This window comes from Nitrincola nitratireducens (assembly GCF_000585235.1).
GTDB classification, from domain to species: Bacteria; Pseudomonadota; Gammaproteobacteria; order Pseudomonadales; family Balneatricaceae; genus Nitrincola; species Nitrincola alkalisediminis.
Map to the genome: position 1 here is coordinate 83334 of NZ_AONB01000014.1, position 11942 is coordinate 95275.

The 11942-nt window shown below is 48.9% G+C and carries 14 protein-coding genes; 9 read left to right on the top strand and 5 right to left on the bottom strand.

The annotated features are described in order from the left end of the window. The first annotated feature begins 43 nt into the window (after positions 1-43). The 9 genes from ribF to D791_RS12475 all read left to right on the top strand — a co-directional run bounded on the left by ribF (position 44) and on the right by D791_RS12475 (position 8582). The gene (gene ribF / locus D791_RS12435) at positions 44-1006 is read left to right on the top strand and encodes a bifunctional riboflavin kinase/FAD synthetase (RefSeq protein WP_036512118.1); all 963 of its coding nucleotides are present in this window, start codon (positions 44-46) and stop codon (positions 1004-1006) included. Continuing rightward, positions 1003-3819: an isoleucine--tRNA ligase gene (gene ileS, locus D791_RS12440; protein WP_036512120.1), complete on the top strand. Its 2817-nt coding sequence runs from the start codon at positions 1003-1005 to the stop codon at positions 3817-3819. Before ribF ends, ileS begins: the two co-directional genes overlap by 4 nt. Positions 3820-3833: 14 nt before the next feature. Next, the gene (gene lspA / locus D791_RS12445; protein ID WP_036512122.1) at positions 3834-4361 is read left to right on the top strand and encodes a signal peptidase II; all 528 of its coding nucleotides are present in this window, start codon (positions 3834-3836) and stop codon (positions 4359-4361) included. After that, on the top strand, positions 4358-4804 hold the full coding sequence (locus D791_RS12450) for an FKBP-type peptidyl-prolyl cis-trans isomerase (protein ID WP_036512125.1): 447 nt from the start codon (positions 4358-4360) through the stop codon (positions 4802-4804). Before lspA ends, D791_RS12450 begins: the two co-directional genes overlap by 4 nt. 103 nt (positions 4805-4907) lie before the next feature. After that, complete coding sequence (locus D791_RS12455) at positions 4908-5333, top strand: type IV pilus modification PilV family protein (RefSeq protein ID WP_036512127.1); 426 nt, start codon at positions 4908-4910, stop codon at positions 5331-5333. Continuing rightward, on the top strand, positions 5333-5860 hold the full coding sequence (locus D791_RS12460; protein WP_036512129.1) for a prepilin-type N-terminal cleavage/methylation domain-containing protein: 528 nt from the start codon (positions 5333-5335) through the stop codon (positions 5858-5860). The genes D791_RS12455 and D791_RS12460 overlap by 1 nt, the downstream gene beginning before the upstream one ends. A gap of 17 nt (positions 5861-5877) precedes the next feature. Then, positions 5878-6327 carry a pilus assembly PilX family protein gene (locus D791_RS12465; RefSeq protein ID WP_036512132.1) on the top strand — a complete coding sequence of 150 codons (450 nt, stop codon included), beginning with the start codon at positions 5878-5880 and terminating at the stop codon, positions 6325-6327. Beyond that, positions 6324-6848: a GspH/FimT family protein gene (locus D791_RS19060; protein WP_051514488.1), complete on the top strand. Its 525-nt coding sequence runs from the start codon at positions 6324-6326 to the stop codon at positions 6846-6848. The genes D791_RS12465 and D791_RS19060 overlap by 4 nt, the downstream gene beginning before the upstream one ends. A 105-nt stretch (positions 6849-6953) precedes the next feature. Continuing rightward, a complete protein-coding gene (locus D791_RS12475) occupies positions 6954-8582 on the top strand; it encodes an NAD+ synthase (protein WP_051514489.1) in 1629 nt (542 codons plus the stop codon). A 26-nt stretch (positions 8583-8608) separates the two neighbouring features. On the opposite strand, the gene D791_RS12480 is transcribed toward D791_RS12475, so the two are convergent. The 5 genes from D791_RS12480 to zrgA are packed head-to-tail and all read right to left on the bottom strand — an operon-like array spanning position 8609 to position 11870. After that, positions 8609-9184 (bottom strand): DUF3299 domain-containing protein, encoded by a 576-nt coding sequence (locus D791_RS12480; protein ID WP_036512134.1) that lies wholly within the window; start codon positions 9182-9184, stop codon positions 8609-8611. A 15-nt stretch (positions 9185-9199) separates the two neighbouring features. Beyond that, the gene (locus D791_RS21805) at positions 9200-9634 is read right to left on the bottom strand and encodes an ABC transporter permease (RefSeq protein WP_337588646.1); all 435 of its coding nucleotides are present in this window, start codon (positions 9632-9634) and stop codon (positions 9200-9202) included. After that, positions 9586-10452, bottom strand: a complete 867-nt coding sequence (locus D791_RS12485; RefSeq protein ID WP_337588647.1) for an ABC transporter permease — start codon at positions 10450-10452, stop codon at positions 9586-9588. The genes D791_RS21805 and D791_RS12485 overlap by 49 nt, the downstream gene beginning before the upstream one ends. Before the next feature lie 3 nt (positions 10453-10455). Continuing rightward, positions 10456-11163: an ABC transporter ATP-binding protein gene (locus tag D791_RS12490; RefSeq protein ID WP_036512136.1), complete on the bottom strand. Its 708-nt coding sequence runs from the start codon at positions 11161-11163 to the stop codon at positions 10456-10458. Next, positions 11160-11870, bottom strand: a complete 711-nt coding sequence (gene zrgA / locus D791_RS12495) for a zinc uptake protein ZrgA (RefSeq protein ID WP_051514490.1) — start codon at positions 11868-11870, stop codon at positions 11160-11162. Before zrgA ends, D791_RS12490 begins: the two co-directional genes overlap by 4 nt. Positions 11871-11942 lie beyond the last annotated feature (72 nt).

Genomic DNA, 11942 nt, shown 5'->3' on the forward strand with positions numbered 1-11942 from the left:
CTATAATTCGTCCCTTAGATTTTTTATATTGAAGCGTGTGCATATGGAATTAATTCGAGGGTTACACAATCTGCGGGATAAACATCGTGGTTGCGTTGCGACGATTGGTAATTTTGATGGCGTTCATTTAGGCCATCAAAAAGTCCTCGATCAAGTCAAAGAACAGGCCCAGTTGCATAATCTGCCGAGTGTTGTGATTATTTTTGAACCGCAGCCGCGTGAGTTTTTTGCAGGCAATGATGCTCCCCCACGCTTGACACGCTTCGATGAAAAAGTGCGCTTGCTCGAAAAGCAAGGCGTGGATCGCGTATTATGCTTAACCTTTAACAGTCGACTCAGGGCGATGTCTGCTCAAGCATTTGTCGATGAACTCTTGCTAAATGGTTTGAAGGTCAAACACTTTGTTGTGGGAGATGATTTCCGTTTTGGCTGTGATCGCTCAGGGGATTACACCATGCTTGAAGCGGCGGGGCATGCGCATGGCTTTAGTGTTGAGCATACCCACACCTTCGAAATAGAGGATCAGCGTGTTAGTAGTACCCGCATCCGAGAGTCCTTGATGCGAGGCGACTTTGAGCTCAGTGAACGTTTGTTAGGTCGCCCCTATACGGTCACAGGGCGTGTGGTTCATGGACAAAAACTTGGTCGCCAATTAGGTGTACCAACCGCCAATGTTCGTATGCACCGGTTTCGATGCCCTTTGCAGGGTGTGTATACCGTATTGGCGCGAGTGCAAGGCCGAGACTATCCCGCCATTTGCAATGTGGGCATGCGGCCAACGGTCAATGGACGCTTGCCTGTGCTTGAGGCCCATTTGTTTGATATCGATCAGCAGCTTTATGGGCAGTTGATGCAGGTGCGTTTTTTGCACTTCCTTCGCCCTGAAAAGCGCTTTGATGGGCTTGATGCCCTCAAAACACAAATTAATTTTGATCTAGATCTGGCCCGTGAATGGTTTGCGCTGCAAGCCGGGGCTAAACCCATCTCCGGAAGCGAACAGATATGACTGATTATAAACCGACACTGAACTTGCCTGAAACAGAGTTCCCGATGCGTGGTAACTTGCCTCAACGTGAACCCGAGCGCTTGGCACGCTGGTCTGAAATGGACCTCTATGCAAAATTGCGCGCTGAAGGTCAAGGTCGTCCAAAGTTCATCCTGCACGATGGCCCTCCGTATGCCAATGGCAGTATTCATATTGGACATGCGGTGAATAAAGTCATCAAGGATATGATTGTAAAATCTAAAACACTCAGTGGTTTCGATGCGCCCTATGTCCCAGGTTGGGATTGCCATGGCTTGCCGATCGAACACAAAGTGGAAACGATGATTGGTCGTGCTGGCGATAAAGTGCCTTACCGTGATTTCCGTCAGAAGTGCCGTGAATATGCCAGTGAACAAGTGGCTGGGCAAAAGGCTGACTTCATTCGTTTGGGGGTGATCGGTGATTGGGACAACCCGTACTTAACAATGAACTTTGAGACTGAAGCCAATATTGTGCGTGCGTTAGGGCGCATCATTGAGAACGGCCATTTGGTCAAGGGGTACAAGCCCGTTTATTGGAGCGTTGTCGGTCAGTCAGCCTTGGCTGAAGCAGAGGTGGAGTATCAAGAAAAAACATCCACCGCGATTGATGTGCGCTTCACCTTCGTTGATCAAGCATCTACTGTGGATTTATTTGCTTCAGACGCGGGTGAAGGGTCGGTATCTCTTGTCATCTGGACAACGACGCCTTGGACCATCCCTGCGAACCAAGCGGTATCCTTGAACGCGGAATTGGACTATGCCTTGGTTGATGTTGCCATTAATCAAGGCCGTGAACGTCTGGTGCTTGCTGCTGACATGGTGGACGACATCATGGCACGTTGGGGTATTCAGCAGTTTACAGTGTTAGGCCGTTGTTCCGGGCAAGCGCTCGAAGGGCGTTTGTTGCACCACCCACTGTTTGCGCGTGAGGTCCCCGTCATTTTGGGCGATCATGTGACGACTGATGCGGGTACAGGCGCTGTGCATACAGCCCCTGATCATGGTATGGAAGACTTTGTGGTCGGTCAGGCCTATGGTCTTGAAACACTCAATTTAGTGCAAGCCAATGGCACCTACACTGAGGGTGCGGGTGAGTTTGCTGGGTTGCATGTGTACAAAGCCGATGAGCCGATCACCGATGCCCTAACACGCGAAGGCAAGCTGGTGCACTTGAAAAAGTTCCAACACAGCTATCCGCATTGCTGGCGCACAAAAACGCCATTGATCTATCGAGCCACGCCCCAGTGGTTTATTTCAATGGATGATAAACACCTAAGACGTGATGCCTTAGAGGCCATCAAAGGTGTGCAGTGGTTCCCGGATTGGGGGCAGGCACGTATCGAGGGTATGTTTGAACAGAGCCCAGATTGGTGTGTATCACGTCAACGGACCTGGGGTGTCCCGATCACCGTGTTTACACACAAGCAAACGGGTGAGCTGCACCCGGATACGTTGACACTGCTTGAGCAAGTGGCTGAAAAAATTGAGCTTGAAGGTATAGATGCTTGGTTCGAACTGGATGCACAAGCGCTATTGGGGGCCGATGCCGAGCAGTACGATAAAGTGACTGATACGCTGGATGTGTGGTTTGATTCGGGTGTCACTCACCATTCTGTTTTACGCAAGCGAGAAGAGTTAACCTTTCCAGCCGACATGTATTTAGAAGGATCGGATCAGCATCGTGGCTGGTTCCAGTCGTCCTTAAAAACATCGATTGCCATTAATGGTGTGGCACCTTACAAACAAGTCTTGACGCACGGTTTTGTGGTCGATGAGAAGGGCTACAAAATGTCTAAGTCCTTGGGGAATGTGATCGCACCCCAGGAAGTAACAGACAGCATGGGTGCAGATATTTTGCGTTTATGGGTAGCTGCGACGGATTACTCGGGAGAAATGGCCGTTTCTAAGCAAATTTTGCAGCGGACATCGGATGCCTATCGTCGTATACGCAATACCGCTCGTTTCTTGATGGCGAATTTAAATGGCTTTAATCCTGACAGCGACCTGGTTGCGCCTCAGTATATGTTGGCGCTTGATCGCTGGGCGGTTGATGCAACCGCTCGTTTACAAGAGAAAATTTGTGCCGCGTATGAACATTACCGTTTCTTGGAGGTCTATCAACTGGTGCACAACTTCTGTGTACAAGAGTTAGGTGGTTTTTACCTTGATATTATCAAGGACCGTCAATACACCACGCAAGGAGAGAGTTTGCCACGCCGTTCATGTCAAACGGCGCTGTACCACATAGCAGAGGCGCTGACTCGCTGGATTGCACCTATCTTAAGCTTCACAGCGGAAGAAATTTATGAAGTGTTGCCGGGTGAACGTCGTGAGAGCGTGCTATTGACCACTTGGTACGATGGCTTATTCCGTCTAGACGATACCGTCGAAATGAATGATGCCTACTGGCAGCAAATTATGGCTGTCAAAGATGCCGTTAATAAGTGTCTTGAAGAGGCCCGTAATGAAAAGTTAGTCAAGGCATCGCTTGCGACAGAGGTGGTGTTGTATGTGGATGACAGGTTACAGCAACTGTTATCGAAGCTCGACAATGAGTTGCGCTTCGTCCTCATCACGTCGTCGGCGCAGTTGCAATCCATTGAGGATGCAGTTGATGCACGCTCAACGGACCTTGCGGGTCTAAAAGTCCAGATCAAAGCGTCTGAGCAACCTAAGTGTACACGTTGCTGGCATCATCGTGAGGATGTCGGTCAGCATGAAGAGCATCCAGAGCTCTGTGGTCGCTGTGTTGACAATGTCGTGGGTGCTGGTGAAGTGCGTCACTTTGCTTAAAACAGGAACGGGCTGTGACTGATGTAAACAACTCAACCAGCGCTTTGCGCTGGTTATGGATAACGGTGTTAGTGATTGTATTGGATTTAGGCACCAAATACTGGGCCGATGCGGCATTGATCTATGCGCAGCCTGTACCAATTCTGCCTTTTTTCGACTTAACCTTGCTTTACAACTACGGCGCGGCATTTAGCTTCTTGGCCGGTGCTGGAGGATGGCAGCGTTGGTTTTTTGCAGGGATCGCGATCGGCATGAGCGTCTTCCTCTTGGTCTGGCTAAAGCGGACGCCCGCGCAAGAGTGGTGGATGCGTTTAGCACTCGCTTTGGTGTTAGGGGGAGCTCTAGGAAACCTGTATGACCGTATCATTCATGGGTATGTTGTTGACTTTATTTCGTTGCATTATGGTGGCTGGTACTTCCCAGCCTTCAATCTTGCCGACACAGCGATCACTTTAGGTGCATTGTTGTTGATCATTGATATGTTGTTTTTGGCAGAACGTCGGAAATTGATGACATCGTCGTCTGAAGAGGGTTTAAAATGAGTGAGTATGTCATCGGTGAGGGTACAGAGGTTACCTTACACTTTGCAATTAAGCTGCAAGACGGTCAGGTGGTCGACTCGAATTTTGCGTCGCAGCCTGCACGATTTGTTTTTGGGGATGGCAATTTACCCGATGGTTTTGAACAAGCACTGGTTGGCTTGAAGGTGGGGGATCATATGGATTTGACGATCGCGCCGGAGCGCGGATTTGGGATGCATAACCCATCCAATATCCAAGTGATGCCGCGCAGTCAGTTTTCGAGTTTGACCCTGGAGCCAGGCTTGGTTGTCTCATTTCAGGAGCCAGGCGGAGAGGTGCCGGGTGTGATTACTGAGTTTGATGATTCGAAAGTGACGGTTGATTTTAATCACCCTTTAGCGGGCCAGACCTTACTGTTTGAAGTCAAAGTGTTGGATGTTCAACCCTGTACACCGTCTTCTTGATGCATCTAGAGGGCTTGAAAATCTTTGGCGCTTTGTCTAAGGTTAATCACGATTAAGAAGCAAGGATTCGCTTCTTTCTTTCATAAATCAAGGATGATTCAAAATGTCTATTTTCATTGCGTCGTTTAGACGCTTCCCGCAGCGTCTCTCTATTGCCGCCTTGCCCAAGGCAAGATCTCCTCAACGCGGTTTAGGTTTACTTGAGGTCATGTTGGCGTTGGCTTTGCTGAGCACTGGCTGCTTGGTAATTACCCATTTTCAATTAGCCTCGCTTGGGACCAGCTTGAACCGCTATCACATGACACGCGCACAGGTGTACTTATCCGACTTGAATGAGTCATTGTGGGCTGCACGATGCCACCCAAACCTACACTATACTCAGATTGTCGATCAGTGGTTGGAGGCGACCGTCACACAGGACTTGTTTGAGACGATTAATACACGTGCCAATGCTCAAGGCCTGTGGATACGTGCTCAACGCCAAGGTGAGTCCTTAGTCTTACCGATTGAGTGGGCGGAGTGCTCCTGATGAAGCAACACGGATTTACCTTGACCGAACTGTTGCTTTCCTTGGTGTTAGGGAGTTTTATCCTGCTGATGGTGAGTCTTTTGCTAGTTTCGTCCACACAGACGTGGCGTTACCAACAGCTGATTGATCGTGATCAAGAAGCCTTGCGTTTTGTTGTGGAGCGACTGCGCAGCAGTGTGCGTCAGGCACAAGGAGTGGAGCTGACCAGTAATGAGTTTGAGTTGTTTTTGACCTTGCAGAGCGGTGAGGGGGCTCGAAACTGCTTGGGTCAGTTGCAGTCAGAAAATCAGATATATCACGAGCATTATGCAGTGGAGCAAGATCAGCTTAGATGCAACGGCCAAGCCTTAATACAGGGCATCACCTCACTTAACTTTGCCTATGTGCATTCAGAATCTCTAGAGGATCTCTCGAAGATTGAGAGTGTGCCCAGTTGTTGTGATCCCATAGTGATGGTGTTGTTTGATCTAGACTTGATGTGGAGTGAGGGGCATCGATTTACAGCAACGTTAAGAGAATTCCCATAAGCACAGGGAGGTGTGATATGCGACGAATGAAGCAAGAAGGAACCGTGCTGTTAATGGTGTTAGTGTTCATTAGCATGATATCGATGGTTGTCATGGGATCGGCTCAGCAGGCGCAGCTTCAGCAGCGAATGAGCGTGTCAGCCCGTTTTCATCAGGATGCATTGATTGCCATTCAGCTGGGGGTTGCAGAATTGGTGCGTCAATATCCGGAGATTATGCAGAATGGCATCAATGTAGCAACGGACTCTATTCGATATGAATGGCCGTCAGATGAGTATAACGCTGTATTTTTCTCAGAGATTGATTACACCCAGGTTGAAGTTCTCGGGTCTAAACTACGCTTTGTTATCCAGGGCGGAGTGATCACCCACGAGCGTGCGGAAGTACTTAAGCAGGTTCGAGTGACTTTAGATCAGAAGAACCCGCAAAACGTGATTGTCGTTCGCGACTGGTTGGAGCTGATATGAGTGCCTTCAGGATGCGGGGGTACACGTTGCTTGAGCTGATGGTGACACTGTTGTTGCTAGCCATTTTGTTACTGCAGGGAGTGCCTGCATTTTCAGATATGTCGGAAAAGATGAGGCAAGAAACAAGGGCATTGGATTTAGTGTCGCTCTTGTCCTATGCCAGAATACAAGCTGTGACACATCGACAATCGGTCACCCTATGCCGAACGTTGAATGGATTAGAATGTGTGGGGCACGAGATCAATGGTGGCTCTGAATGGTTCGGCGTATTGGTTTTTATTGATACTCATCAGAGTCGTCAATATGACCCCTTGAATGACGAAGTCTTAAGGGTCCATTTTTTCTCGGGAAATGGGCAGGTTCTTTGGAATCGGGGTGATAGTCTGACGTATCAAGCGGATGGAACGGTGACGGGGTATTCGAATGGCACGTTTCGAGTGCGCTCAGTCAATCAAGACAAGGGCTATAATTTAGTTATCTCCTTGGCGGGTCGTGTTCGGCGTGAGTCCGTAGGTTATTGACACAAGTCTGGGATAGGTGAGTCAAGGTCTGGCTCTGGGCAGATAAACCATGCAAAATAGCGAGTGTATTTTAGTAACCCTTTCAGTAATGGATACGACATCGGCATGAGCACACAGTTGCGGGTCGCTATGGCCCAGCTAAATTTTCTGGTAGGTGATATACCTGGTAATACAGAAAAAATCATAGTGGCCGCCTGCAAGGCGCGCGATGAGGAGCAAGCGGATATTTTGGTTTGCTCTGAATTAGCCCTTTCAGGGTATCCTCCGGAGGATTTGTTACTTCGCCCGAGTCTAGAAACACGAATCGAAAAAGCCCTTTTGGCACTTAAAGTACAGGTTCAAGGGATTACCCTTGTTGTCGGCTATCCTGCTCATAAAAACGGACAGTTGTACAATCATGCCGCTGTTATTCGTGACGGTGTTGTGCTGTTTGAATACTCGAAACAATGTTTACCCAATTATCAGGTATTTGATGAGCGTCGCTACTTTTCGCCGGGTGAGCAGCCAGGTGTATTCGAGTACAAGGGGTACAAGGTCGGTTTAAGTATTTGCGAAGATATTTGGCACAGTGCCCCAGTGGAGCAGTTAAAAGCGCAAGGGGTTAATCTGGTGTTGAGTCTGAATGCCTCACCTTTTCATCAGGGCAAGGTAAAAGAGCGCTTAGAAGTTGTGCGGGCCTGTGCTCAGGCCTGTGCGGCACCGGTCTTTTATGTCAATCAAGTGGGCGCCCAAGATGAGTTGGTGTTTGACGGCGGATCGATGGTGGTGAATGGTGAAGGGTCGCTGTGCTATTTGGCAGCACATTTTGAAGAAAGCCTTTCGTATACGGATGTGGACTTATGGGAGGGCCGAGTAAACCCAGTTGAGCCATCGGCCATCATGCCAGATGATGAAGACAGTCTTTATTCTGCACTGGTGCTGGGGGTTCGAGACTATGTTCATAAAAATGGATTCAAAGGTGTTGTGCTGGGGCTGTCGGGCGGCATCGATTCGGCCTTGACCGCCGCTATTGCGGTGGATGCGTTAGGAGCTGACAAAGTAGAGGTGGTGATGATGCCGTTTCGATACACCTCATCTATGAGCGTTGAGGATGCCGAACGGCAAGCTCAGTTGATGGGGGTTAAGTACAGTGCTATTTCCATCGAACCGATTTATGACACCTTTATGTCGCAACTGAGTGATCGTTTCCAAGGGCTCAATGCCGATACGACGGAAGAGAATCTTCAGGCACGTTGTCGGGGTGTGCTGTTGATGGCCATTTCCAATAAAACAGGGTCTTTGGTGTTGACCACAGGCAACAAAAGTGAAGTGGCTGTAGGGTATTCCACGTTATACGGAGATATGGCAGGTGGTTTTGATGTTCTTAAGGATGTATCCAAAACGTGGGTCTATCGTTTGGCCTCGTATCGTAACCAGCGTTCTGTAATTATTCCTCAACGCGTGATTGATCGAGCGCCTTCAGCCGAATTGGCACCTAACCAAACGGATCAGGATTCATTGCCTGATTACGATGTATTGGATGAGATACTGGCGCTATATATTGAGCAGGATTTCAGTGCCGACGCGATTATTGCACTCGGTTTTGCACCAGAGGTGGTGAACAGGGTTATCCGCTTGGTGGATATAAATGAGTACAAGCGTCGTCAAGCCGCAATTGGCCCTAGGGTCACTCAAAGAGGCTTTGGACGAGACCGGCGCTACCCGATTACATCGGGCTGGCGTGCTGGAGAGTAGTCAGGTTCTATAATGGCAGGGCGAATTTACCATTCGCCTTCCTCTGCTTCATCAAAGTCATACGGCTCAATGATAACGGCTTCAACCGTATAGCCTGATGTTCCCATCTCATGATTAAACGTTTCTGTGCTCAAGCGTCCTTCGATCCATATGGCATCATACAGACTGTCGACCCGTGTGCCCGGTTCAAAGTGAACATTAATGATTTGGTTTGAGGGCGGAGGTGGAACATGAATGCAAGCCCCGAAATAGGGTACGAGAAAGAAACGCGTTACCCGATTCATATCGGCTTCTAAGGGTACAACAAACCCAGGAATGCGGATGATTTGACCGTCTAGTTCTTCTCGGACAGGCGCTGATGCCAAAACCTGCAGCATCCGATCCATGAGTGCTTCCGCTTCGGGGCTGAAGTCATCCAAGCTATCGAGCGAGTCAAAGGTGTTTGCACTTTCACCAAATAGGTCATATAAACTGAGTGTATAGTCCTCAGGCATGAGATCGTCCCACATCAGCTCCGTTGCGCTTGTCTCACTAGGTGTTTGGGCCGTGGCATAGGGAAAAGCCAGTGGAATCAGCAATATCATCAATATCCAAAAGCGCATGATGTTCTGTCTCGATTATATTTTTGGCGTTAGGCCATCAATTAATGTGTAGTAATAGGCCTTAATGGCTGGAATCAGTCCCGTGATCAATCCTGCGAGCTGAATCCACAGCAATAAGCGAAACTGGTCAGGAGTGAGGCCATTAAGCGTCAAGAAGACTCCGTATTCAAGTGCAATCCAATCTTGAAAACAAAAAACCAGCAGATACATCATGCCTACGCCGAGTACAGAGGCGAGCAGGGTTAAAAATACCGACTCACTGAGCAATAACGCCATGATTCGAAGGGGGCCTGCACCGACCGCCCGCAATATAGCCAGCTCGCGTCGGCGCTCGTTCAGGCTGGTGAGCAGTATACCCAACATCCCTGTGAGACTTGCAAAAATGACACAGGCCGAAACGATTAATAGGGATTTTTCGGCGATGGACAGAACCTGCCAGAGCTCTTGCAATGCAACACCTGGCAGAATTGCCTGAAGTGGTTCTGTTCGATAGGTGTTGATGCACGTTGCATATGGAACGTTGCCATGGGGGATTTAAGCCCTACCATGAAGGCCGTCAGTTCTTTTGGGGTGAGATCACGCGTCCGAACTGTCTCTGCATCCAAGTTCATGCCGGGGATGCGTGTACCAGCCCTCCAGTCAATGTGAATCGCCTCCCAAGCCGCCAAGCTGATAAACAGATTGCGGTCAATTGGAGTACCGGTTGCATTGAGAATACCAGCGACTTTAAACGGCTTGTCTTGATGTTGAGCAAAACTACCTCGACCCAATCCATGTGCAATCACAACGGAATCACCTAGGTCATAACCCAAGGCTCTGGCTACCTCCGCCCCTAGGACAACGTCAAAAAGGTCGTCAAAGAAGTGCCCTTCAGCCATTGAGAGTGACTGTTGGCGTCCAAATTTAAAATATTCATAAAAGCTGTTTTCGGTGCCAATAACCTTGAAGCCTTGATGCGAGTCACCAAGGGTAATCGGAATGGTCCAGGCAACAGCCTCTTGTGAGGCAATTTGTTGATACGAGCTCCAGCGAATATTGTTGGTGGGTTGTCCAATGCCAAACACCGAGTACAAAAGGAGAGGGAGTGATCCACTGCGCGCACCGACAATCAGATCGGTTCCTGATACTGTATTGAAAAAACTCTGTTGAGTATCATGCCGTAGCTTTTCCACACCCATCAAGAGCGTGACGCTTATGGACAGGGTCAGGAGCGTTAAAAAAATCGTGCCGCGTCTGTTCCAGATGCTGAGTAAAGCAAGCTTGAGCATAGGTCAGTTCACTCTGTAGGCTGGGTTGAGCGTTTTTAAATCGATGACTCGGTCAAAAGGATGACGTAATTCTAAGTCGTGGCTGACAAAAATAAGCGTGGTGTTGTGTTGACGACTTTGTTGTAACAGTAAGTTCATAAATCTATGGCGAGTGTCTGCATCCAGTGCCGATGTTGGCTCATCTGCTAGCAAGATTTCAGGAGCTCCGATTAACGCTCGAGCCGCTGCAACGCGTTGCTGTTGACCAATGGACAGCTGGGAAACGGGGCGAGGGTGATGAATATAGTCGGCTAGATCCAGTGCTTCGAGCAGTGCATGTGCGCCTGCGCTCAAGCTGCCGTATTCCTTAAGGGTGCGTTCGCGTCTTAGCTTAGAAAACTGGCAAGGCAAAAGCAAATTGTCGGTAACGCTCAAGTAGGGTAGCAGATTAAATTGTTGGAACAGCACACCGATGTGATCAGCACGAAAGCGATCACGTTTGCGTTGACTCAGCGTTGATAGCGGCGTTTCGAGGAGTGAAATCTCGCCAGAATGAGGCAAAAGCACACCACCTAGGAGGTTTAGTAGCGTGCTTTTACCGCTGCCTGAGGGGCCTTGTACAAAGACCTGCTCACCTTTGTGCAAGGTGAGCGAGTCAATGTTCAGCAGTGTGTGGGTTTTTTTCCACGAAAAAACGAGCTGGTTAAGCGATACAGAACAGGGTTGTGTCATTCGTTAAACGTTAGCCTTGGTTGTGTTGGGCTTAAGGTAAGTCCTTTCTGACCTTGTGGCGTAATCATTTGTACGCTGATGTTGTGCAAGGATGGAAACGACGTAAAGAGTTGGATGGAAACGGCCTGTAAATGTTCCGGATGTTCGCAGAAAAAATTGTACTCTACTTGAATATCACTATGCTGGCTCTGGTCATGGTCATGGTCATGGTCATGGTCATGGTCATGTTTGTGATCTGCACCGTGTGTGTGATCATGATGCTTATGGTGATCATGTTTGTGATCGTGATCGTGATCGTGATCGTGATCGTGATCGTGATCGTGATCGTGATCGTGGTCCGATGTTGCCAGTAACTCGTGGTTGACGCTGACGTCTTTCAATTCGCAGGCGGCGGCCGATGGGAGTGCCCAAAGGGTCTCGGCCAATTTCAATTGTGCTTCAGCATTGCGAACTTTGGCTTGGCTCTCTGAATCCGTCGCTAGATGCTCGAAGCCAACAATATCGGCTGCCGGTGCCTCTAAGCTTGCAAGCAGCATATTGCCTTCAAATACCACATCGAGAGTGGCCTCACCGTGCACGTGCGCGTGTAAAGCGGCATGGTCATGATCTGGGTGCGCTGAGTGTGAGTGAGATTGATGGGCGAGCACAAACCAAGACATGCTCAGGCCTGTGACTAGAAGGCTGGATTGAATGAATGGGCGTTTCATAGGGGCTCCTCGTAGAAAGATTAAAACTGTTATAACGTAACATATCATTTAAGTATTACGAGAGTCGAGTTT